The organism is Klebsiella sp. GG_Kp146, from assembly GCF_040061975.1.
GTDB classification, from domain to species: domain Bacteria; phylum Pseudomonadota; class Gammaproteobacteria; order Enterobacterales; family Enterobacteriaceae; genus Klebsiella; species Klebsiella quasipneumoniae.
Genome location: NZ_JBEAHA010000014.1, coordinates 291761 through 313164 on the forward strand (window position 1 = coordinate 291761; position 21404 = coordinate 313164).

General features: G+C 59.8%; 21 protein-coding genes and 1 pseudogene. 16 read left to right on the forward strand and 6 right to left on the reverse strand.

Translation table 11 applies throughout. From position 1 onward, the window contains the following. Positions 1–8: 8 nt before the first annotated feature. Positions 9–1400 carry an MFS transporter gene (locus ABLU95_RS17730; RefSeq protein ID WP_348880093.1) on the forward strand — a complete coding sequence of 464 codons (1392 nt, stop codon included), beginning with the start codon at positions 9–11 and terminating at the stop codon, positions 1398–1400. Here the strand turns inward: ABLU95_RS17730 and pspF are convergent. Beyond that, positions 1391–2380, reverse strand: coding sequence for a phage shock protein operon transcriptional activator (gene pspF / locus ABLU95_RS17735; protein WP_192870666.1), 990 nt, complete (start codon positions 2378–2380; stop codon positions 1391–1393). The genes ABLU95_RS17730 and pspF overlap by 10 nt on opposite strands. 152 nt (positions 2381–2532) lie before the next feature. Between pspF and pspA the strand changes: the two genes are divergently transcribed. The 6 genes from pspA to ABLU95_RS17765 all read left to right on the forward strand — a co-directional run bounded on the left by pspA (position 2533) and on the right by ABLU95_RS17765 (position 6645). Further along, on the forward strand, positions 2533–3201 hold the full coding sequence (pspA, locus tag ABLU95_RS17740) for a phage shock protein PspA (protein WP_004203910.1): 669 nt from the start codon (positions 2533–2535) through the stop codon (positions 3199–3201). A 55-nt stretch (positions 3202–3256) separates the two neighbouring features. Continuing rightward, entirely contained in the window at positions 3257–3481 is a 225-nt protein-coding gene (gene pspB, locus ABLU95_RS17745; protein WP_023289357.1) for an envelope stress response membrane protein PspB, read from the forward strand. Next, positions 3481–3840, forward strand: a complete 360-nt coding sequence (gene pspC / locus ABLU95_RS17750; RefSeq protein ID WP_004203911.1) for an envelope stress response membrane protein PspC — start codon at positions 3481–3483, stop codon at positions 3838–3840. The genes pspB and pspC overlap by 1 nt, the downstream gene beginning before the upstream one ends. Positions 3841–3868: 28 nt before the next feature. Next, a complete protein-coding gene (pspD, locus tag ABLU95_RS17755; RefSeq protein ID WP_002901915.1) occupies positions 3869–4087 on the forward strand; it encodes a phage shock protein PspD in 219 nt (72 codons plus the stop codon). Positions 4088–4189: 102 nt separating this feature from the next. Beyond that, positions 4190–5587: a YcjX family protein gene (locus ABLU95_RS17760; protein WP_032452561.1), complete on the forward strand. Its 1398-nt coding sequence runs from the start codon at positions 4190–4192 to the stop codon at positions 5585–5587. Next, positions 5584–6645: a TIGR01620 family protein gene (locus tag ABLU95_RS17765; protein ID WP_241516227.1), complete on the forward strand. Its 1062-nt coding sequence runs from the start codon at positions 5584–5586 to the stop codon at positions 6643–6645. The genes ABLU95_RS17760 and ABLU95_RS17765 overlap by 4 nt, the downstream gene beginning before the upstream one ends. 99 nt (positions 6646–6744) lie before the next feature. Here ABLU95_RS17765 and ABLU95_RS17770 read toward each other — a convergent pair whose 3' ends face one another. After that, positions 6745–7614 carry a LysR substrate-binding domain-containing protein gene (locus ABLU95_RS17770; RefSeq protein ID WP_276575311.1) on the reverse strand — a complete coding sequence of 290 codons (870 nt, stop codon included), beginning with the start codon at positions 7612–7614 and terminating at the stop codon, positions 6745–6747. Positions 7615–7757: 143 nt separating this feature from the next. Here ABLU95_RS17770 and ABLU95_RS17775 point away from each other — a divergent pair, with 143 nt between their 5' ends. From ABLU95_RS17775 to ABLU95_RS17785, 3 genes are all read left to right on the forward strand, one after another. Continuing rightward, positions 7758–9071, forward strand: a complete 1314-nt coding sequence (locus ABLU95_RS17775) for a 6-phospho-beta-glucosidase (RefSeq protein ID WP_049013555.1) — start codon at positions 7758–7760, stop codon at positions 9069–9071. Between the two features lie 172 nt (positions 9072–9243). Next, positions 9244–10785 (forward strand): transcriptional regulator TyrR, encoded by a 1542-nt coding sequence (gene tyrR / locus ABLU95_RS17780; RefSeq protein ID WP_065883020.1) that lies wholly within the window; start codon positions 9244–9246, stop codon positions 10783–10785. A 101-nt stretch (positions 10786–10886) separates the two neighbouring features. After that, positions 10887–11939, forward strand: a complete 1053-nt coding sequence (locus ABLU95_RS17785) for an AbrB family transcriptional regulator (protein WP_065883021.1) — start codon at positions 10887–10889, stop codon at positions 11937–11939. A gap of 70 nt (positions 11940–12009) precedes the next feature. Here the strand turns inward: ABLU95_RS17785 and tpx are convergent, their stop codons facing one another. Further along, the gene (gene tpx / locus ABLU95_RS17790; protein WP_008805229.1) at positions 12010–12516 is read right to left on the reverse strand and encodes a thiol peroxidase; all 507 of its coding nucleotides are present in this window, start codon (positions 12514–12516) and stop codon (positions 12010–12012) included. A gap of 102 nt (positions 12517–12618) precedes the next feature. Here tpx and ycjG point away from each other — a divergent pair, with 102 nt between their 5' ends. Beyond that, on the forward strand, positions 12619–13584 hold the full coding sequence (gene ycjG / locus ABLU95_RS17795; RefSeq protein WP_048297345.1) for an L-Ala-D/L-Glu epimerase: 966 nt from the start codon (positions 12619–12621) through the stop codon (positions 13582–13584). Here ycjG and mpaA read toward each other — a convergent pair. Next, a complete protein-coding gene (gene mpaA / locus ABLU95_RS17800; RefSeq protein ID WP_065883022.1) occupies positions 13581–14288 on the reverse strand; it encodes a murein tripeptide amidase MpaA in 708 nt (235 codons plus the stop codon). The two genes, ycjG and mpaA, sit on opposite strands and share 4 nt — an antisense overlap. Before the next feature lie 93 nt (positions 14289–14381). Between mpaA and ABLU95_RS17805 the strand changes: the two are divergent. Continuing rightward, positions 14382–14453: pseudogene (locus tag ABLU95_RS17805) on the forward strand (hypothetical protein); the annotation flags it as partial. Between the two features lie 21 nt (positions 14454–14474). Further along, positions 14475–16091, forward strand: a complete 1617-nt coding sequence (locus tag ABLU95_RS17810) for a peptide ABC transporter substrate-binding protein (protein WP_048335009.1) — start codon at positions 14475–14477, stop codon at positions 16089–16091. A gap of 167 nt (positions 16092–16258) precedes the next feature. Here the strand turns inward: ABLU95_RS17810 and ABLU95_RS17815 are convergent, their stop codons facing one another. Both ABLU95_RS17815 and ABLU95_RS17820 read right to left on the reverse strand, forming a co-directional pair. Further along, on the reverse strand, positions 16259–16645 hold the full coding sequence (locus tag ABLU95_RS17815; RefSeq protein WP_241516228.1) for a VOC family protein: 387 nt from the start codon (positions 16643–16645) through the stop codon (positions 16259–16261). A 323-nt stretch (positions 16646–16968) separates the two neighbouring features. Next, positions 16969–17853 carry a LysR family transcriptional regulator gene (locus ABLU95_RS17820; RefSeq protein ID WP_241516229.1) on the reverse strand — a complete coding sequence of 295 codons (885 nt, stop codon included), beginning with the start codon at positions 17851–17853 and terminating at the stop codon, positions 16969–16971. A 171-nt stretch (positions 17854–18024) separates the two neighbouring features. Here ABLU95_RS17820 and ABLU95_RS17825 point away from each other — a divergent pair, with 171 nt between their 5' ends. The 3 genes from ABLU95_RS17825 (at position 18025) to ABLU95_RS17835 (ending at position 21383) form a co-directional block, all read left to right on the forward strand. Further along, entirely contained in the window at positions 18025–19161 is a 1137-nt protein-coding gene (locus tag ABLU95_RS17825; RefSeq protein ID WP_065883024.1) for an alpha/beta hydrolase, read from the forward strand. 72 nt (positions 19162–19233) lie between these two features. Next, positions 19234–20436 carry an MFS transporter gene (locus tag ABLU95_RS17830; protein WP_348880098.1) on the forward strand — a complete coding sequence of 401 codons (1203 nt, stop codon included), beginning with the start codon at positions 19234–19236 and terminating at the stop codon, positions 20434–20436. A 77-nt stretch (positions 20437–20513) separates the two neighbouring features. Next, complete coding sequence (locus ABLU95_RS17835) at positions 20514–21383, forward strand: aldo/keto reductase (RefSeq protein WP_023289371.1); 870 nt, start codon at positions 20514–20516, stop codon at positions 21381–21383. Positions 21384–21404 lie beyond the last annotated feature (21 nt).

The window sequence follows — 21404 nt, forward strand, 5'->3', positions numbered from 1 at the left end:
GCCATGCAATGAGCACTGTCACCGTAAGCGACACCCCCTATGTCGGCAGCGATCGTCTGCTGGTGGGGATTGTGCTGAGCGTTTTAACCTTCTGGCTGTTTGCCCAGTCGGTGATTAACGTCGTGCCGGCGATGAAAAGCAGTCTTGATATTTCCCTTGAGACCTTAACCTTGGCCGTCAGCCTCAGCGCGCTGTTCAGCGGCTGTTTCGTGGTGGCCAGCGGCGGCCTGGCGGACAAGTTTGGCCGCATGCGAATGACCACCCTCGGGCTGGGGCTGAGCATCGTCGGCAGCGCCATGCTGGTACTGGCCCAGGGGCCGGGGCTGTTCCTCGCCGGCCGGGTGCTGCAGGGGCTGTCGGCGGCGTGCATTATGCCGGCGACGCTGGCGCTGATTAAGACCTGGTACCAGGGGCGCGCGCGTCAGCGGGCGGTCAGCTTCTGGGTCATCGGCTCGTGGGGCGGCAGCGGCCTGTGCTCCTTCGTCGGCGGAGCTATCGCCACCGGCCTGGGCTGGCGCTGGATCTTTGTCTTTTCCATCGCCGTTGCCCTGGCGGCGCTGGCGTTACTGCGCGGCACGCCTGAGAGCCGCAGCGCCAGCGCCAGCCAGCAGAAGCTGGACGTTGGCGGCCTGCTGAGCCTTATCGCCGGGCTGGTGCTGGTGAATCTGTTTATCAGCAAAGGCCACGGCTGGGGCTGGAGCAGTCCGCTGTCGTTGAGCATGCTGGCGGGGGCGCTGATCGCTGGCGCGGTGTTTATTCGCAGCGGGCTGCGCAAAGGCGAGGCGGCGCTGATCGATTTTGCGCTGTTTCGCAACCGGGCGTACGGCGCGGCGGTGCTGTCTAACTTTCTGCTCAACGGGGCGATTGGCACCATGATGATCGCCAGCATCTGGCTGCAGCAGGGGCACCACCTGACGCCGCTGGAGAGTGGAATGATGACCCTCGGCTATCTGGTCACCGTCCTGGCGATGATCCGGGTCGGCGAGAAGCTGCTGCAGCGCTACGGCGCCCGGCTGCCGATGATGGCCGGCCCGGTGCTGACCGCCATCGCCATCGGCCTGATATCCTGCACCTTTCTCGATAAGGCGCTCTATATCGGCGTGGTGTTCGGCAGCAATGTGCTGTTCGGCCTCGGGCTGGGCTGCTACGCCACGCCGTCAACGGATACGGCGGTGGCCAACGCGCCGGAGAACAAAATTGGCGTCGCCTCGGGGATCTACAAGATGGGCAGCTCGCTGGGCGGGGCGATGGGGATTGCCGTGACGGCGTCACTTTTTGCGCTGTTTTTGCCGCTCGGTATGGCCCATGCCGCCCAGTATGCCCTGTGGTTCAACGCCGCCTTATGCCTGGGGGCGATGGCGGTGAGCTCGCTGCTGCTGCCGCGCGCCTCTCATAGCTGATGCTTTTTCAGCAGCGCGCGGAGCTGATGATAGGTTAACCCCAACAGCTCCGCCGCCTGCTTCTGATGATACTTCGCCTGCAGCAGACTCCGCTGCAGCAGGCGTTTTTCCTGCTGTAGCTGAAAATCGCGAAGATCCAGCGGCAGAGCGGGCAGTTCGTCCCCGGACGCGGCCTCCGGCACGGAGACGGCGGTCTGACGGAAAGGGTTGAGGATAATGGCGTCCAGCTCATGCTCGCTGTCGCCGTGGCGATAGACCGAGCGCTCGACGACGTTCTTCAGTTCACGAATATTCCCCGGCCAGCGGTAGCCGAGCAGCGTGGCGGTGGCTCGTTCGCTGAAGCCGGGAAACAGCGGCAGACCGAGCTCGCGGCACATCTGAATGGCAAACTGGTTGGCGAGCAGCATGATGTCGCTCTGCCGTTCGCGCAGCGGCGGGAGCTGCACCACGTCGAACGCCAGACGGTCGAGCAGGTCGGCGCGGAAATGGCCTTCCTCCACCATCCGCGGCAGGTCGGCGTTGGTGGCGCACACCAGCCGGACGTTGACCTGCAGCGGCTGGCTGCCGCCCACGCGCTCCAGTTCGCCATATTCAATCACTCTTAACAGCTTCTCCTGCACCAGCATCGGGGCCGTCGCCAGCTCATCGAGAAACAGCGTCCCGCCGTCGGCGCGCTCGAAGCGTCCGGGATGGCGCTTGCTGGCGCCGGTGAAGGCCCCGGCTTCGTGGCCAAACAGCTCCGAATCGAGCAGATTGTCATTCAGCGCCGCGCAGTTCAGCGAGATAAACGGCCCCTGCCAGCGGGCGGAGAGGTAATGCAGACGGTTGGCGATAAGCTCCTTCCCGGTACCGCGCTCGCCGATGACCAGCACCGGTTTGTCCAGCGGAGCCAGCCGGGAAACCTGTTCCAGCACCTCGAGAAAGCTGTTGGCCTCGCCCAGCAAATTATCCTTGTACTGCGCCATGATGAATTTCGCCATTAAGTAGTGTGATTAACCAGGTGACTGTAGCAATGCCCTGCCTGTTTCGCAACCACTCTGTTTAAAATCAATAAGATAAAAAATTGGCACGCCATTTGTATTAGCTAAGCCACAGGTGAATGCCTGCAACCAGAACTATGAGGACTGAAATTATGGGTATTTTTTCTCGTTTTGCCGACATCGTGAACGCCAACATCAACTCCCTGCTGGAGAAAGCCGAGGACCCGCAAAAGCTGGTGCGTCTGATGATCCAGGAGATGGAAGACACGCTGGTTGAGGTACGTTCCACGTCGGCCCGCGCGCTGGCGGAAAAGAAACAGCTGACCCGTCGTATTGAGCAGGCGGTCGCCCAGCAGGCGGAATGGCAGGAAAAGGCCGAGCTGGCCCTGCGCAAAGAGAAAGAGGATCTGGCCCGGGCGGCGCTGATCGAAAAACAGAAGCTGACCGACCTTATTGCTCAGCTGGACCACGAAGTGCAGCTGGTGGATGAAACGCTGGCGCGCATGAAGAAAGAGATTGGCGAGCTGGAGAACAAACTCAGCGAAACCCGCGCCCGTCAGCAGGCGCTGGCGCTGCGTCATCAGGCGGCGAGTTCGTCCCGCGATGTGCGTCGCCAGCTGGACAGCGGTAAACTGGATGAGGCGATGGCGCGCTTTGAATCCTTTGAACGTCGCATCGATCAGATGGAAGCGGAAGCGGAGAGTCACCGCTTTGGCAAGCAGCAGACGCTGGATCAGCAGTTTGCCGAACTGAAAGCGGACGATGAAATCAGCGAGCAGCTGGCGGCATTGAAAGCCAAAATGAATCAGTCCAACCAGTAAGTACGATTGCGCGGCGCGGCGTTGCGCCGCGGCTCACCCCCTGTAAGGAGTACACATGAGCATGCTTTTTCTCGCCATTCCGTTGACGCTGTTTGTGCTGTTTGTTCTGCCGGTCTGGCTGTGGCTGCACTACAACAATCGCGGCGCCAACGGGACGCTGACGCAAAATGAGCAGCAACGGCTGCTGCAGTTGACCGATGACGCGAAGCGGATGCGCGAGCGCATTCAGGCGCTGGAAGCGATCCTGGATGCCGAACATCCGAACTGGAGAGACAAATAATGGCTGGACTGGATCTGAATAAAAAACTGTGGCGTATCCCGCAGCGCGGGATGGTCAAGGGCGTCTGCGCGGGTATTGCTCAGCATCTTGATGTCCCGGTGAAGCTGGTGCGCCTGATTACCGTGCTGGCGATGATTTTTGGCCTCTTTTTCTTCGTCCTGGTGGCCTACATCATTCTGACCTTCGCCCTGGACCCGATGCCGGACAGTGAGCTTTACGGCCACAAAGCGCCGAGCAATGGCGATCTGCTGGCCGCCGTGGATGCCGAACTGGCCTCCGGCGAACAGCGTCTGCGTGAGATGGAACGGTACGTCACCTCCGACACCTTCACGCTGCGCAGCCGCTTTCGTCAGCTGTAAATCCTGTTGTTAACGAGTGAGGCAACGCATGAATAGCAAATGGCAACGCGCCGGGCAGCAGGTTAAGCCCGGCCTGAAAATCGTCGGTAAGCTGGCGCTGCTGACCGCGCTGCGTTATGGCCCGGCGGGCGTTGCCGGCTGGGCGGTCAAATCGGTCGCGCGACGGCCGCTGAAAATGCTGCTGGCGGTGGCGCTGGAGCCGCTGCTCAGCCGGCTGGCCAACCGCGTCACGCGCGGGATGAAATAACGCCGCCGTGGGGAAGGCGCAAAAGGATTAACGTTCTCCTGCTTATCCCCGGCAGATAGCTTATGATGACGAGACACACCTTCAGGGCATAACGGACTGGCGATGAAGCGACTGAAAACTGAATTGAATGCGCTGGTCAACCGCGGGGTTGACCGGCATTTACGGCTGGCGGTGACCGGCCTGAGCCGCAGCGGCAAAACGGCGTTTATCACCGCGCTGGTCAACCAACTGCTGAATATTCACACCGGCGCCCGCCTGCCGCTGCTGAGCGCTGCGCGCGAAGAGCGACTGCTCGGCGTCAAGCGCGTACCGCAGCGGGACTTCGGCATTCCTCGATTCACCTACGATGAAGGGCTGGCCCAGCTGTACGGCCAGCCCCCCATGTGGCCAACCCCGACGCGCGGCGTTAGCGAGATCCGTCTCGCGCTGCGCTACCGTTCCAACGACTCCCTGCTGCGCCATTTTAAAGACACCTCCACGCTGTATCTGGAGATCGTCGACTATCCGGGCGAGTGGCTGCTCGATCTGCCGATGCTGGCGCAGGATTATCTGAGCTGGTCGCGGCAGATGACCGGACTCCTGCAGGGACAGCGTGCGGAGTGGTCGACCCGCTGGCGGCAGTTGTGCGCCGGGCTGGATCCGCTGGCCCCTGCCGACGAGGCCCGGCTGGCCGAGATCGCCGCCGCCTGGACGGATTATCTGCACGCCTGTAAGCGTGAAGGGCTGCACTTTATCCAGCCCGGACGCTTTGTCCTGCCCGGCGAAATGGCCGGCGCGCCGGCGCTACAGTTTTTCCCATGGCCTGACGTCGATGCCGTCGGCGAAGCCAAGCTGGCGCAGGCCGATAAACACAGCAACGCCGGCATGCTGCGCGAACGCTACAAGTACTACTGCGAAAAGGTGGTGAAGGGGTTCTACAAAGAGCACTTCCTGCGCTTCGACCGGCAGATTGTGCTGGTGGACTGCCTGCAGCCGCTGAACAGCGGGCCGCAGGCGTTTAACGATATGCGCCTGGCGCTGACCCAGCTGATGCAAAGCTTCCATTACGGGCAGCGCACCCTGTTCCGCCGGCTGTTTTCGCCGGTCATCGACAAGCTGCTGTTCGCCGCCACCAAAGCCGACCACGTCACGGTGGATCAGCACAGCAATATGGTGTCGCTCCTGCAGCAGCTGATCCAGGACGCGTGGCAGAATGCCGCCTTCGAGGGGATCAGTATGGATTGCCTGGGGCTGGCGTCCATTCAGGCGACCCAGAGCGGGCTGATTGAGCTGAACGGCGAGAAAATCCCCGCCCTGCGCGGCAATCGGCTGAGCGACGGCCAGCCGTTGACCATCTATCCCGGCGAGGTGCCGGCGCGCCTGCCGGGGCAGGCCTTCTGGCAGCAGCAGGGATTTCAGTTTGAAAACTTTCGTCCGCAGGTCATGGATGTCGATCGGCCCTTGCCGCACATTCGCCTCGACGCGGCGCTGGAATTTTTGATTGGAGATAAACTGCGATGAGCGAACCGTTAAAACCGCGGATTGATTTTGATGGCCCGCTGCAGGCGGAAAAAACGCCGCCGCTGAAAAGCGCCCGCGCCTTCGACCGACGGGAAGCCGACAACTTCGCGCCGGCGCTTCTGGTGACCGGCGAAGAGGAAGAGGGGGCGGCAGAGGCGGTGGTGGAGTCTGTGCTGCGGCCGAAACGCAGTCTCTGGCGGCGGATGGTCAGCGCTGGCCTGGCGATCTTCGGCGTCAGCGTCGTGGCGCAAGGGGTGCAGTGGACCGCCAACGCCTGGCAGACGCAGGACTGGATTGCGCTGGGCGGCTGCGCTGCCGGGGCGCTGATCGTCGGCGCCGGCGTCGGATCGGTGGCCACCGAGTGGCGCCGCCTGTGGCGGCTGCGCCAGCGCGCCCACGAACGCGATGAAGCCCGCGATATGCTGCACAGTCACGCGGTCGGCAAAGCGAAATCCTTCTGTGAGAAGCTGGCGCAGCAGGCGGGTCTGGATCAGTCGCATCCGGCGCTGCAGCGCTGGTATGCCGCCATCCACGAAACGCAAAGCGACCGGGAAGTGGTCAGCCTCTATGCCCAGCTGGTGCAGCCGGTGCTCGATGCCCAGGCGCGGCGGGAAATCAGCCGTTCGGCGGCGGAGTCGACGCTGATGATCGCCGTCAGTCCGCTGGCGCTGGTGGATATGGCGTTTATCGCCTGGCGCAATCTGCGGCTGATCAACCGAATTGCCACCCTGTACGGCATTGAGCTGGGGTATTACAGCCGCCTGCGTCTGTTTCGCCTGGTGCTGCTGAATATCGCTTTCGCCGGCGCCAGCGAACTGGTGCGCGAGGTGGGCATGGACTGGATGTCGCAGGATCTGGCGGCCCGGCTGTCGGCGCGCGCCGCGCAGGGCATCGGCGCCGGTCTGCTTACTGCCCGCCTTGGTATCAAGGCGATGGAGCTGTGCCGCCCGCTGCCGTGGATCGCCGATGATAAACCGCGGCTCGGCGATTTTCGTCGCGAGTTGATTGGGCAGCTGAAAGAGACCCTGCAGAAAAGCAAAACCAGTCTGGAGAAGTAACCTTCGCTCAGAGACATTGCCGGGCGGCGGTTTGGCCTTGCCCGGCCTGCGAGGTCGAGTCCAGGCTTGCGCACCTGCCGCGCCGCGGGCAATGTCCGGTCATACGCATTCCGCCGCCAGCCACTCGCTGAAGGCGCGAAAGCGCGGGCGCGAGCGGTTCTCCTGCGGACAAATCAGATCATAGCCAAAGGGAGATTCCGCCTCGTCTTCGGACAAGGCTACCAGTCTCCCGGTGGCGAGCAGCGGCTGGATCAGCGTTTTACGCCCCATCACGACCCCGAGTCCATTCAGCGCCATCTCAATGGCCAGCGAGTGGTTGTTCACCGCGTAATACCGGCCGTCAAAGGGTAGCGCCTGTCCGCTTTGCTGGCACCACAGGCGCCATTCGGCAAACTGATCCTGCACGTCGGTGGATTCGCAGGCATGGATCCAGACGATCGCCGCCGCGTCACCGCCGCTCAGCGGGCGATACTGCCGGCGATACTCCGGAGAGCAGACCGGCAGCAAACTTTCCGCCATCAACCGTTGTTGATAAAGATCGGGATAGCGCGTGGCGCCGTAATAAATCGCGAGGTCTACCCGCTCCTCGTTAAAATCCATCACCCCGGCGCGGACGCGAAACTGTAGATTTAGTCCCGGCCACTGGGCCTGGAAGCGGGGCAGGCGCGGCATCAGCCAAAGATGGGCCAGGGTCGGCGCAATACCAATCTGCAGCGTGCCGCGCAGATCCTGTTCGCGAATATCCTCAATTTCATCGTTAATCGCCCGCAGCGAATGGCTCAACGTCGTCAGCAGGCGTTTGCCTTCCTCCGTCAGCGCCAGTTTACGCGTCATGCGAATAAACAGGCGAAACCCGATATGCATCTCCAGCTTGCGGATCCGATGGCTGACCGCCCCCTGGGTCAGGTTCATTTCATGCGCGGCGAGGGTAAAACTCAAATGGCGGGCGGTCACCTCAAAGGTCTGCAGCAGCGCAAGGATGCTTTGTTGTTCAAGCACAGGTTGTCTCCCTTATGCATTAATTTGCTTCATGCATAGGCCTATTTAATTCGTTTGTTACGCCAGTTTGGCCGGTTTTAAATAGTTATATCGTAACTAAACCGAGGTATACCATGTCAGGACTCAAAATTGTGGTGATTGGCGGCGGCTCCAGCTACACCCCGGAACTGATTGAAGGTTTGCTTAACCGCTATCACGAGATGCCGGTCGCTTCGCTATGGCTGGTGGACATTGAAGAGGGCAGAGAGAAAGTCGAGATCATCGCCGGACTGGCGCGGCGAATGATCGCCAAAGCCGGGCTGATCATCGAGGTGGTGGCTACCCTGGATCGGGAGAGCGCCCTGCGCGATGCCGATTTCGTCTGCTCGCAGTTTCGCGCCGGCTGCCTTGACGCCCGCATCAGCGATGAACGTATTTCTCTCAAGTATGGCCTGATCGGCCAGGAGACCAACGGCCTAGGGGGCTTCGCCAATGCCTGCCGTACCATTCCCATCGCCCTGGCGATTGCTGCCGATATGGAACGACTCTGCCCTGACGCCTGGCTGCTGAACTTTACCAACCCGTCGGGGATGGTGACCGAAGCGATCCTGCGCCACAGTCGCATCAAAGCCGTCGGCCTGTGTAATGTGCCGGTGATTATGCAAAAAGGGGTGACCACCCTGCTGCAATGCGCTGACGAAAAGGAGGTAGTGATGCAGGTCGCCGGCCTGAACCACTTTATCTTCGTGCGCCAGATCCTGCACAAAGGAAAAGAGTGGCTGCCGGAGGTCATCGCCGAGATCAATGCCGGTCGGGATCCGCTGGTGCCGCGCAACATTCCGCCGTTCCGTTGGCCGTCGCATCTCCTGCAGGGCTTAGGCATGATCCCCTGCGCCTATCTGCGTTATTACTACATGAAGGACGATCTGCTGCGTCAGGAGCTGGCGGAGGCGGGCGGCGAAGGGACCCGTGGCGAAGTGGTTAAGCAGCTGGAAAAAACCTTGTTTGAACAGTACAGCGACCCGCACCTCGCGGTTAAACCGAAGGCGCTGGAGGGCCGTGGCGGTCAGTACTATTCCGAGGCAGCCTGCGAGCTGATGAATGCCATCTACAACGACAAGCGCATTATCATGCACGTCAACACGCGCAACAACGGCGCCATCAATGGCCTGCCGGATGACTGTGCGGTGGAGGTCAGCTCGCTGATCACCGCTTCCGGTCCGCTGCCCCTCAACGTGGCGCCGTTCCCTGACGATACCCTGCGTTTGCTGCAGCTGATGAAATCTTTCGAACAGCTGACCATCGAGGCCGCCATCACCGGCAACCGCCATACGGCGTGGCGCGCGCTGGTGCTGAATCCGCTGATTGTCAGCGGCGAGAAGCTCGAACAAGCGTTGGATGACGTGATCGCCCATAACCGCCAGTGGCTGCCGGCCTTCCATGCTTAACTCCCAATTAACCGGCCGGATGGCCGGTTAATTGACCACTGACCGCCTGACTTTACGGCGCAACGCCCATTTTTCCGCCATGCTGTCAATAATTGTTGACAGTTAGCTTCCCGAAAGTCCATTCCTGGCCTATTATTCTCCGGTCATTGGCACTTTTAGGGTGAACACTCCCATGCGTCTTGAAGTCTTTTGTGAAGACCGCCTCGGTCTGACTCGTGAATTGCTCGATTTGCTGGTGCTGCGCGGCATTGATCTGCGTGGTATCGATATTGACCCTATTGGCCGTATCTACCTCAATTTTGCCGAACTGGAGTTCGCCACCTTCAGCAGCCTGATGGCGGAGATCCGCCGTATCGCCGGCGTGACAGACGTGCGCACCGTGCCGTGGATGCCATCCGAGCGTGAACATCTGGCGCTGAGCGCGCTGCTGGTGGCGATGCCGGAGCCGGTGCTGTCGCTGGATACCAAAGGCAGGGTCGAACTGGCCAACCCCGCCAGCTGCCTGCTGTTTGGCCAAAGCCAGGCGAAGCTGCGCAACCATCCGGTGGCGCAACTGATCGACGATTTTAACGTCCAGCGCTGGCTGGAAAGCAGCCCGCAGGAGACGCTGGCGGAGCATGTGGTGGTGAATGGGCAGAACTACCTGCTGGAAGTGACCCCGGTTTATCTGGAAGGGGAGCATAACGAGCGAGTGCTGACCGGCGCCGTGGCGATGCTGCGCTCAACCGTGCGCATGGGACGCCAGCTGCAGACCATGACCAGCCAGGACACCAGCGCCTTCAGCCAGATCCTCGCGGTGGGGCCGAAAATGCGCCACGTGGTGGATCAAGCGCGTAAGCTGGCGATGCTCAGCGCGCCGCTGCTGATTGTCGGCGACACCGGCACGGGTAAAGATCTGCTGGCGCACGCCTGCCATCTGGCCAGTCCGCGGGCGGGCAAACCCTATCTGGCGCTCAACTGCGGCTCCATTCCCGAGGACGCCGTTGAGAGCGAGCTGTTCGGTGACGCGCTGCAGGGCAAAAAAGGCTTCTTCGAGCAAGCTAACGGCGGCTCGGTGCTGCTGGATGAAATTGGCGAGATGTCGCCGCGAATGCAGACCAAACTGCTGCGCTTCCTCAACGACGGTACCTTCCGCCGCGTCGGCGAGGATCATGAAGTGCACGTCGATGTGCGGGTGATCTGCGCGACGCAGAAAAACCTGGTCGAGCTGGTGCAGAAAGGGCTGTTCCGGGAAGATCTTTACTATCGCCTCAATGTCCTGACGCTGTATCTGCCGCCGCTGCGCGATTGCCCGCAGGACATTATGCCGCTGACGGAGCTGTTCGTTGCGCGCTTTGCCGATGAGCAGGGGATCCCCCGACCGAAGCTCTCCGCCGATCTCAGTACGGTGCTTACCCGCTACAGCTGGCCCGGCAACGTCCGCCAGCTGAAGAATGCGGTCTATCGCGCGCTAACCCAGCTGGAAGGATTCGAGCTGCGTCCGCAGGACATTTTGCTGCCGGACCACGACGTCGCCTCGCTGCCGGTGGGCGAGGAGGCCATGGAAGGATCGCTGGACGACATTACCCGCCGCTTTGAGCGCTCGGTATTGACCCAGCTCTATCGCAGCTACCCCAGCACCCGTAAGCTGGCGAAGCGGCTGGGGGTGTCGCATACCGCCATCGCCAATAAGCTGCGCGAATATGGTTTGAGTCAGAAAAAGGGCGACGAATAATCGCTGAACGCCGGCGACGCTCGTCGCCGGTATCCCAGCCTGCAAAGCGGGCTAAACCTGTATATACTGGTTTTTTAATCCTTTTTCCGGGGTGGTGCATATTGGCGTCGCGTCGCGCGATCGGGCAATGGCTGACATTGCTGCTGCTCTCAATTCTCTTTTCATCGCTGCTGTTACGCATTCATCTGCCGGCAGCGCTGCTGCTGGGGCCGCTGATTGCCGGTCTCATTTTGAGCCTGCGCGGGGTGAAGCTGAGGATCCCCCGCGCCTGTTATCTGGCGGCGCAGGCTATCGTCGGCTGTATGATCGCCCGCGCCATTAACCCCTCCGTTTTTGGCGTGCTGTTCAACAACTGGGCGCTGGTGCTGGCGATCCTGTTAACGACCCTGGCGATCAGCGGCCTCACCGGCTGGCTGCTGGTCCGCTACAGCGCGCTGCCGGGCGCCACCGGCGCCTGGGGAAGCTCTCCCGGCGGGGCGTCGGCAATGGTGGTGATGGCTCAGGAGTACGGGGCTGATGTACGCCTGGTGGCGCTGATGCAGTATCTGCGAGTGCTGTTTGTCGTCGGCGCGGCGGCGCTGGTGGTGCGCTATGCCCTGGGCAACGAGGCGCAAACAATGAGCCAGGCTATCGTCTGGTTTCCACCGTTGACCCTTAATTTCCCTTTAACGCTGCTGCTGACAGCGGCGGGCTGCTGGCTGGGCGTGCGGCTGCGCATTCCTTCCGGCGCCATGCTGCTGCCGATGCTGCTCGGCGCGCTGGCCCAGGGGGGCGGCTGGGTGATGCTGGAGCTGCCGGAGTGGCTGCTGGCGATGGCCTACGCGGTGCTGGGCTGGACGGTGGGACTGCAGTTTAACAAGGCGGTGTTTCTGTTGGCTCTGAAGACGCTGCCGCAGATTATCGCCTCCATTCTTGGGCTGATCCTGATGTGCGCCCTGATGGCCCTCGGCCTGACCCACATTCTGCAGATGGATTTCATGACCGCCTATCTGGCCACCAGCCCTGGCGGACTCGACACGGTGGCGATTATCGCCGCCGGCACCCGGGCGGATATGTCGTTTATTATGGCGCTGCAGACGCTGCGGCTGTTTACCATCCTGCTGACCGGCCCGGCGATGGCGCGGGCTATTTCCCGCTATGCGCCGCGGCAATAAAAAGCCCCCGCAGAGCGAGGGCTGAGTACATAGCATGTCCGCAGGCGCGATGCGCCCGGACAGACTGTTATCAGGCTTTCAGGGCGGCCAGCGCGGCGTCGTAGTCCGGCTCTTCGGTGATTTCGTTCACCAGCTGGCTGTAGACAACCTGATCGTTTTCATCGATAACGACCACCGCGCGAGCGGCCAGGCCCGCCAGCGGACCGGCGGCGATGGCGACGCCGTAGTCAGCGAGGAACGAGGCGCCGCGCAGCGTGGAAAGGGTCACCACGTTGCTCAGGCCTTCCGCGCCGCAGAAGCGGGACTGGGCGAACGGCAGGTCAGCGGAAATGCACAGCACCACGGTGTTGTCCAGTTCAGCGGCCAGCTGGTTGAATTTACGCACTGATGCGGCGCACACGCCGGTATCAATGCTCGGGAAAATATTCAGTACTTTACGTTTGCCGGCGTACTGGCTCAGCGCGACGTCAGAGAGATCTTTGGCGACCAGCGTAAACGGCTGCGCTTTAGCGCCTGCCTGCGGAATGGTGCCCTGAACAGAAACGGGGTTGCCCTGGAAATGCACGGTTTGTGACATGGTTATCTTCCTGTTTACATATAGTTAACGTCGCGAGTAGTGTATGACATCCGCCAGCTACACGGCAAACCCTATTTAACATTTACCAGAGAGGACAAGGGAATGCGCAACGTGCGAGTGTATGAGGAAGCCTGGCCGCTCCACACCCCCTTTGTGATCGCCCGCGGTAGCCGCAGCGAGGCAAAAGTGGTGGTGGTGGAACTGGAAGAGGACGGTGTGAAAGGGGTGGGGGAATGCACCCCGTATCCCCGCTATGGCGAGAGCATCGCTTCGGTCATGGCCCAGGTGATGGCAATCGGCGAACAGCTGGAGGCGGGACTTACCCGCGAACAGCTGCAGCGGCTGCTGCCGGCAGGCGCCGCGCGCAATGCCATTGACTGCGCCCTGTGGGATCTGCAGGCGCGGCGCGAAGGCAAAACCTTGCCCCAGCTGCTGGGGGTGACGTTGCCAAACCGGGTGATCACCGCCCAGACGGTGGTCATTGGCACGGCGGATCAGATGGCGGCCAGCGCCGCGGCGCTGTGGCAGAAGGGCGCTCAGCTGTTGAAGGTGAAGCTTGACGACCGGCTGATCAGCGAGCGGTTAATCGCTATCCGTCAGGCGGCGCCGGAGGCTACGCTGATTGTCGACGCCAATGAATCCTGGCACAGCGAGGGGCTGGCGGCGCGCTGCCAGCTGCTGGCGGACCTCGGCGTGGCGATGCTTGAGCAGCCGCTCCCTGCCGACGCCGATGCGGCGCTGGAAAACTTCGTCCATCCGCTGCCAATTTGCGCCGACGAGAGCTGCCATACCCGGGAGAGCCTGCCCAGGCTGCGCGGACGCTATGAGATGGTCAATATCAAACTGGACAAAACGGGCGGCCTGACCGAAGCGCTGGCCCTCGCCGAGGAGGCAGAACGACAGGGCTTTGGACGGATGCTGGGCTGTATGCTCTGCACCTCGCGCGGGATCGCCGCCGCGCTACCCCTGGCGCCGCTGGCGCGCTTCGCCGACCTCGACGGCCCGACATGGCTGGCGGTGGACGTCGAGCCGGCGCTGCGGTTCAGCACCGGCGTGCTTCATCTTTAATCCTGCCAGCGCAGCAGGTCGGTCATCGCCGGCAGGTAACGCTCGGTTGCCTCGTCGGCGGAGACCGGCGGGAACTCAGCGGTGATGCAGGGGAGTCCGATATCAGCGCACCAGCTGCCAAAGGAACCTGGGGTGTCGTAGCCCACGCTGCCGACCAGCGGCAGTGAGAAGGCGTCGGCCAGCCAGTGTCCCAGCGGGCTGTGTCCCGGGTCTTCGATGCAGGCCAGCGGATCGTGAAAGGAGACCACCCACGCCGGATGGATCTGATGGATCAACTGACACAGGGCCTGGGTCTCTCGCTCCGAGCCCGGCTGTTCGCCGGTCAATAACACCACGTCTCGTTCCGTCGCCGCGCTGTTCCAGCGGTACACCGTTTCCCCTTGTCTCCAGTTAGCGGCCGGAAAGTTACGGTTGAGGTCAACGCCACGGGCGTTGGCGCGCAGCCCGAGCTGACAGCCGTCAGGATTGACCGTCAGCACCACGTGGTGGCGGCGCAGCTCCGGCTTCAGGGTGCGCAGGGCGCAAGAGAGGGTCACAATCGACGAATTCTCATCGCCGTGGGTGCCGGCAATAATCAGGCCGCTGCGGCTGTCGGCCATCGGCGCAGGAAACCACAGCAGCGGCGCGCCCAGTTCCGAGCTGCCGTACTGCCGGGTCCCCGGCGGAAAGTCGCCGCGCTGCGGGCGAGGACGTGAAATAGACATAGGGCTTCCTGTGTGTCGTTATTATGTAGTGTTAGCGAAAAGCGTGTTGGAATCAAACCCATTCCCTGAGGTGCGAAATCCGACGGCACATCAATTTTCTATCATATGTTGTTTGCAATTTCAGGTGATGAAACAAATAATTATCGCTCTGTTGGCGGTGTTTTTTCTCATTTTAAAGGGGATCTTATGAAGTATCCTGTCGCTTTGACATGCGGCGCGCTGTGGTTAGCCAGCGTATCTTCTCTGGCCTGGGCGGCGGACGTACCGCCGGGCACGGTACTGGCGAAAAACCAGCTGTTAGTGCGCCATATCAAAGATGAACCCGCCTCGTTAGATCCCGCAAAAGCGGTGGGCCTGCCGGAAATCCAGGTGATCCGCGATCTGTTTGAAGGTTTAGTCAATCAGGATGCGAAAGGCAACCTGATCCCGGGCGTGGCGACCCGCTGGCAGAGCAACGATAACCGCGTCTGGACCTTTACCCTGCGCGATAACGCCCGCTGGTCCGACGGCACGCCGGTCACCGCTGAGGACTTCGTCTATAGCTGGCGGCGTCTGGTGGACCCGAAAACCACCTCGCCGTTCGCCTGGTTTGCCGCGCTGGCGGGGATCGCCAACGCGCAGAACATCATTGACGGCAAAGCCGCGCCGGAGACCCTGGGGGTCACCGCCGTCGACGCCCACACCCTGCGGGTGCAGCTGGATAAGCCGCTGCCGTGGTTCAGCAACCTGACCGCCAGCTTTGCCTTCTACCCGGTACAAAAGGCGAACGTCGACAGCGGGGCAAACTGGACGCGGCCCGGCAGCCTGGTGGGCAATGGCGCCTATGTTTTGAAAGATCGCGTCGTGAATGAAAAGCTGGTAGTGGTGCCCAACACCCACTACTGGGATAACGCCAAAACGGTGATCCAGCAGGTCACCTTTGTGCCGATCAACCAGGAGTCCGCCGCCACCAAACGCTATCTGGCCGGCGATATCGATATCACCGAATCTTTCCCGAAAAATATGTATCAGAAGCTGCTGAAAGATATTCCGGGGCAGGTGTATACCCCGCCGCAGCTGGGCACCTACTATTACGCCTTTAATACCCAAAAAGGGCCGACGGCGGACGAGCGGGTGCGACTGGCGCTGAGTATGACCATCGATCGCCGGGTGATGGCGGAGAAAGTGCTGGGGACCGGGGAAAAACCGGCCTGGCGCTTTACCCCGGACGTAACGGCGGGCTTCACGCCGCAGCCGTCGCAGTTTGAGAGCATGAGTCAGGCCGAGCTTAACGCGCAGGCGAAAGCCCTGCTGGCTGCCGCTGGCTATGGCCCGAATCGCCCGCTGAAGCTGACGCTGCTGTATAACACCTCTGAGAACCACCAGAAGATTGCCATCGCGGTGGCGTCGATGTGGAAGAAGAACCTCGGCGTGGAAGTGAAGCTGCAGAATCAGGAGTGGAAAACCTATATCGACAGCCGCAACACCGGCAATTTCGATGTGATCCGCGCCTCGTGGGTAGGGGATTACAACGAGCCGTCCACCTTCCTGTCGCTGCTGACCTCCACCCACAGCGGAAATATCTCCCGCTTTAACGATCCGGCATACGACAAAATCCTCGCCCAGGCGGCGGTGGAAAATTCAGCCAAAGCGCGTAACGACGATTACAACGCGGCGGAGAAGATCATTATGGTCAAAGCGCCGATTGCGCCGATCTACCAGTACACCAACGGTCGGCTGATTAAACCGTGGCTGAAAGGCTACCCGATCACCAACCCGGAAGATGTGGCCTATAGCCGTACCATGTATATCGTTAAACACTGATGCGTACTGGCCTCCTGCTCAGGGCAGGTAGCCATTGCTGAACCCGGAGCTGGCGCGGATTACGGCGCCAGTTTCTCCTGCTCACCTTCTCCCGCCACAGTAGAAAGCATCACTTTTCTGGTAGTATGGCCGACTGAAACCAGGTCTAACCCTCTAAAAGCGAAGCATCAGAAGATCTCATCCGCTGGGTTTTTGTCATGATGCTCAACGTATTCGGCAATCATACCATCCGGATGCTGAACCAGCATGTTCCAGCCGGTTGGCACGATCTTCACCGGGTTGATAATCGTTGCTCCGGTGGAAGGCAGATGTTTCTCCCAGGCGGAAATGTCGTTGACCAGGAAAGTGGTCTCGGTAGCGCGAAAAGGCGCCAGGCTCTTAACGGTTCCGCCGATTAACAGCACAGAACCCACCTGCGCCAGTTTGAGATCGTATTCAGGATAGTCGAAACGCAACCTCGCCTTCTGCGCGATGAGGTTTTCATAGAACGAAACGGTTTCTTCATAACAGCTCAGCAGCACGCATCGCCGGATCAGAATATTGAGGACTTTCATTACGCCTCCTTTGCCATTGACGTAGAGATAGCCTGGCAGTCCTGAGGTGGAATGCAATGCTTAAGCGTTTAAGAGGTATTTCAAGAACAGGCGTGGGTAGGCGAAGAAAAAGGGTTTGCGCAGCAGGGAAATATGCGTTGTTTAACTTGTTACGAAGCGGTGCTGTATTATAACTTTATAATCAAATAGGCGAGTCGCAAAATTGATACTGATATAAGATCATTTCCGCCTTGCATGACAATTTGCATAGTTCGGAATTAAGCGAAAGCTCTGAGCTCAGCCCCCTCCGCCAACCGATACCTGCAGCCCGCAGGCATCCTCTGCTACATTCGCAATGTATCAATAACCGCTCTCAGCGCGGGCGATACATTGCGGTGCGGGTAATAGAGAAATGAACCTTCCAGACGCTGGCTATAACGCTGGAGCACCCGTATAAGCGTGCCCTGCGCTAGATCGTCGGTAATCAGTTCTTCCGGGACATAGGCCAGCCCCAGACCGAGCCTGGCCGCTTTGGCTTCCATATAGCTATCGGCGAAAGCCCACTGTCCCTGCGGCGGATGAGTGATTTTTTTGCCATCCACGTGAAGTTCCCAGGCGTAAAGGCTGCCGTCGCCAAACTGATAAGCGATGCAGGGGTGGACGACTAAATCGGCGGGCGTTTGTGGAAAGCCGTAGCGTCGAAAATGTTCCGGTGTACCCACCACCGCCATCTCCATATCGTGCGAAATGCGTACCGCAATCATGCCGCTTCCGACTTCCGGGCCCAGACGTACGCCCGCATCGAATCGCTCCGCAATAATATCGACAAAACGGCTTTCGCTGATCAGTTCCAGTCTGATATCGGGATAGCGTTGTTTAAATACTGCCAGCTTCGGCAGCAGGACTTTATCAATGGCATGCTGGCTGGCATTGATGCGTACCGTACCGGATGGCGTTTGACGATAGTGGGCCAGCGTGGCGAGTCCCATATCTAAGGCGTCGAAACCAGATTCGACGTTGTGATAGAGCTGCTCACCCGCCTGAGTGAGCGACAAACGGCGGGTGGTGCGCATCAGAAGCTGAACGCCCAGGCGCTCTTCAAGTTCACGAACCGCACGGCTGATCCCGGACTGCGCCAGGCCGAGTCGTTGCGCTGCGGCGGTAAAACTGCCTTCCCGCACCACCTGCATAAACAGATAAAGGTCATTATAGTTTTCTCGTTTCGCCATTCTCCCGCCTCGTAATCCGCATGCCATTTAGAACAATATGGTATTAATCTTAGCATTTTTCACCCACTAATCAGCACTATTACTGCTGGCTACACTAAGCCCACGACAACAAAGCGCAGCAGCGTTGTCTACTGGAGATTTGCATTGATCACGTTTATTTAGGGGACTTTGATGACGGTTTTCACCAAAAAACTGACAGCCGCGATACCTGCCATGCTGCTTTGCGCCTCACTAAGTGGAGTCACAACGATGAGTTATGCTGATACGACTAACCCGAATACGCCTGTCTCTTTGATTGAAAAATGGGACAAAACATTTCCTGAGAGCGTGAAAGTGGATCATCGTAAGGTGACCTTCCACAACCGCTACGGGATTACCTTAGCAGGAGACCTCTACTTGCCGAAGGATCGCGGCGACCGCAAACTGGCCGCCATTGCCGTTAGCGGTCCTTTCGGCGCGGTAAAAGAGCAATCCAGCGGCCTGTATGCCCAGACGTTGGCCGAGCAGGGGTTTGTCACCCTGGCGTTTGACCCATCCTATACGGGTGAAAGCGGTGGCTACCCACGTAATGTGGCCTCGCCGGACATCAATACCGAGGATTTCAGTGCCGCGGTGGACTTTCTGGGCCTGCAAAAAGAGGTGGATCGCCACCGTATCGGTTTGCTCGGCATTTGCGGATGGGGCGGTATGGCCTTAAACGACGCGGCGATGGATACGCGCGTCAAAGCGGTGGCGACCAGCGTCATGTATGACATGAGCCGCGCGATGGGGCATGGAGTCGGCGATGGCAAAGACCGCTACACGACCGCCGACCGCCGAGCGGTACTGCAGTACCTGAACGCGCAGCGCTGGAAGGATGCGGCAAACGGCACTTTCGCCCCCGGCGGGCATGACATTTATGTTGATGATAAAGGCAACGTCAGCGCTGCCGATCGTATTTTGCCGGAAACCTTGCCCGCCAATCCCAACCCGGTCCTGAAAGAGTTCTTCGATTATTACCGTATGCCGCGTGGTTTCCATCCGCGTTCGGTTAATTCAACCGGGGCATGGAATGCGACGATGCCGCTGTCGTTTATGAATATGCCGCTGCTGAATTATGCCGGCGAAGTGACTATTCCGACGCTTATCGTGACTGGCGAAAAAGCCCATTCTCGCTATTTTGCTGAAGATGCCTATAAGGCTATTGGCAGCAACAAGAAAGAACTGGTGATTGTCCCTGGCGCAAACCATGTCGATCTTTATGACAACGCCGCAGGCAAAATTCCCTTTAGTCAGTTTGAGCAGTTCTTTAAAACCAACCTGAAATAGATCTCCGGTGCCGGAGACATCCCCAATGCCGCCACGCGCCTGCGGGCGGCTTTGTATGGTCGGAGCTAAATAATGTCTGCATTAAGTAACACCCGGGCACACTGGAGCGGCGTCCTGGCGATGACGCTCTGCGTATTTGTACTCATTGCCTCAGAATTTATGCCGGTCAGCCTGTTAACGCCCATCGCTGGCGATTTAGGCGTCACCGAAGGATTAGCCGGTCAGGGCATTGCCATTTCAGGCGCGCTGGCGGTGCTGACCAGCCTGACCATTTCTCGCCTTGCGGGAGCATGGGATCGTAAATACCTTCTGTTAGCGCTCACGGCGCTGATGGCGGTCTCGGGAATGATGATTGCCCTGGCGTCCAGCTATCCAGTTTATATGCTGGGCAGGGCGCTCATTGGGATCGTCATCGGCGGCTTCTGGTCTATGTCGGCCGCAACGGCCATTCGCCTGGTGCCGCAACGTCAGGTCCCCCGCGCATTGGCCATCTTTAACGGCGGTAACGCGCTGGCCACCGTTGTGGCAGCGCCGCTGGGCAGCTACCTGGGGGCCACCGTCGGCTGGCGCGGCGCCTTTTTATGTCTCGTCCCGCTGGCGATGGTGGCCTTCGTCTGGCAATGCGTTAGCCTGCCGTCGATGAAAAGCCAGCGCGCACCACAGCCGCAGGGAACCGTGCTGGGTTTGTTCCGCCGCTCGACGGTATTCCTTGGATTGCTGGCCTGCGGGCTGTTTTTTATGGGGCAGTTTACCTTATTTACCTATGTGCGACCGTTTCTGGAGACCGTGACCCGAGTCAGTTCCTCTGGTCTGTCCCTGATATTGCTGGCGATGGGTACCGCAGGTTTTGTCGGCACGCTGCTTATTTCAAGCGCGCTGAACGCCCGGTTTTATCCGACGCTGGTGGCTATCCCTTTGGTCATGGCCGCGATTGCCGGAACGCTTCTGCTGGCCGGACACCACACGGGATCAGTCGCCGTACTGTTAAGCCTGTGGGGCCTGCTGGCGACGGCCGCGCCCACCGGCTGGTGGACATGGATTGCGCGGACGCTGCCCGAGGATGCGGAGGCGGGCGGTGGTCTGATGGTCGCCGTGATCCAGCTATCGATTGCCCTCGGGTCAACGGCAGGCGGCCTGGTGTTTGATAGTCTGGGATGGCGTAGCAATTTTGCACTGAGCGGTCTGTTACTGCTGGCGGCGGCAGGGGCGACTTTTCTGCTCTCTGTCAAAATCAGATCATCTCAGCGCACGCCGATTAATGAGCTGGATGTATAAGTCAAATCACAAATGACAGGGTAATCGCGGCGACGTTTATGGCCTACCATGATGGTTTAACAAAATGAGGGCTGACCATGGAATATTGCGTATTAAGTAACAACCGTAAAATGCCGATGCTGGGTTTTGGCGTTTTTAAGGTGACCGATAAAGCAGAGTGTAAGCGGTCGGTGCTGAACGCCATTCGCACCGGCTACCGCCTCATCGATACCGCCGCCGTCTACGATAATGAAGATGCGGTGGGGGAGGCCGTTCGCGAAGCCATCGCCGAAGGTCTGTGTACCCGCGAGGCGCTATTTATTACCTCCAAACTGTGGGTTCAGGACATGGCCAACGCCGGGATGGCGAAAGCCGGGATTGCCGCGTCCTTAAAAAAATCCGGGCTGGAATACTTCGATCTTTATCTGTTGCATCAGGCGATGGGCGATTATTTCAGCGCCTGGCGCGCGCTGGAGGAGGCTTATGAAGCCGGTACCCTCAAAGCGATCGGCGTGTCCAATTTCTACGCCCATGTGTTAGCTAACTTCTGCGAAACCGTCAGAATCAGGCCGATGGTGAATCAGGTCGAACTGCATCCTTATTTCGCCCAGCCCGCGGCGCTGGAAACCATGAAGCACTATCACGTTCAGCCGGAAGCCTGGGCGCCGTTAGGCGGTGGCAGACATAATCCGTATGAAGAGGCCATGCTGCAGGAGATTGCCGATGCCCACCAAAAAACCGTTGCTCAGGTGGTCCTGCGCTGGAACGTGCAGCGTGGCGTCACGGTCATTCCTAAATCCACCCGCCAGGAGCGTATTGAAGAGAACTTTGCCATCTGGGATTTCTCGCTCACCGCGCGCGAAATGGCGCAAATCAGCGATCTGGATTTAGGTTACGTTGGCGAAGCAGTGAAACACTTTAACCCTGAATTCGTTCGCGGCTGTCTGGGGGTGAAAATCCACGACTGATCGTGGCTCAGCGTGAAGTCT

What these genes read in the sequence shown, in the direction of transcription:
- ABLU95_RS17765 (WP_241516227.1), top strand. Translation starts at nt 5,584, where the DNA reads ATGAGCGAACCGTTAAAACCGCGGATTGATTTTGATGGCCCGCTGCAG.
- ABLU95_RS17775 (WP_049013555.1), top strand. Translation starts at nt 7,758, where the DNA reads ATGTCAGGACTCAAAATTGTGGTGATTGGCGGCGGCTCCAGCTACACC.
- pspF (WP_192870666.1), bottom strand. Translation starts at nt 2,380, where the DNA reads ATGGCGAAATTCATCATGGCGCAGTACAAGGATAATTTGCTGGGCGAG.
- pspB (WP_023289357.1), top strand. Translation starts at nt 3,257, where the DNA reads ATGAGCATGCTTTTTCTCGCCATTCCGTTGACGCTGTTTGTGCTGTTT.
- pspA (WP_004203910.1), top strand. Translation starts at nt 2,533, where the DNA reads ATGGGTATTTTTTCTCGTTTTGCCGACATCGTGAACGCCAACATCAAC.
- tyrR (WP_065883020.1), top strand. Translation starts at nt 9,244, where the DNA reads ATGCGTCTTGAAGTCTTTTGTGAAGACCGCCTCGGTCTGACTCGTGAA.
- pspC (WP_004203911.1), top strand. Translation starts at nt 3,481, where the DNA reads ATGGCTGGACTGGATCTGAATAAAAAACTGTGGCGTATCCCGCAGCGC.
- ABLU95_RS17760 (WP_032452561.1), top strand. Translation starts at nt 4,190, where the DNA reads ATGAAGCGACTGAAAACTGAATTGAATGCGCTGGTCAACCGCGGGGTT.
- ABLU95_RS17820 (WP_241516229.1), bottom strand. Translation starts at nt 17,853, where the DNA reads ATGGCGAAACGAGAAAACTATAATGACCTTTATCTGTTTATGCAGGTG.
- ABLU95_RS17815 (WP_241516228.1), bottom strand. Translation starts at nt 16,645, where the DNA reads ATGAAAGTCCTCAATATTCTGATCCGGCGATGCGTGCTGCTGAGCTGT.
- ABLU95_RS17825 (WP_065883024.1), top strand. Translation starts at nt 18,025, where the DNA reads ATGACGGTTTTCACCAAAAAACTGACAGCCGCGATACCTGCCATGCTG.
- mpaA (WP_065883022.1), bottom strand. Translation starts at nt 14,288, where the DNA reads ATGTCTATTTCACGTCCTCGCCCGCAGCGCGGCGACTTTCCGCCGGGG.
- tpx (WP_008805229.1), bottom strand. Translation starts at nt 12,516, where the DNA reads ATGTCACAAACCGTGCATTTCCAGGGCAACCCCGTTTCTGTTCAGGGC.
- ycjG (WP_048297345.1), top strand. Translation starts at nt 12,619, where the DNA reads ATGCGCAACGTGCGAGTGTATGAGGAAGCCTGGCCGCTCCACACCCCC.
- ABLU95_RS17730 (WP_348880093.1), top strand. Translation starts at nt 9, where the DNA reads ATGAGCACTGTCACCGTAAGCGACACCCCCTATGTCGGCAGCGATCGT.
- ABLU95_RS17835 (WP_023289371.1), top strand. Translation starts at nt 20,514, where the DNA reads ATGGAATATTGCGTATTAAGTAACAACCGTAAAATGCCGATGCTGGGT.
- ABLU95_RS17830 (WP_348880098.1), top strand. Translation starts at nt 19,234, where the DNA reads ATGTCTGCATTAAGTAACACCCGGGCACACTGGAGCGGCGTCCTGGCG.
- pspD (WP_002901915.1), top strand. Translation starts at nt 3,869, where the DNA reads ATGAATAGCAAATGGCAACGCGCCGGGCAGCAGGTTAAGCCCGGCCTG.
- ABLU95_RS17810 (WP_048335009.1), top strand. Translation starts at nt 14,475, where the DNA reads ATGAAGTATCCTGTCGCTTTGACATGCGGCGCGCTGTGGTTAGCCAGC.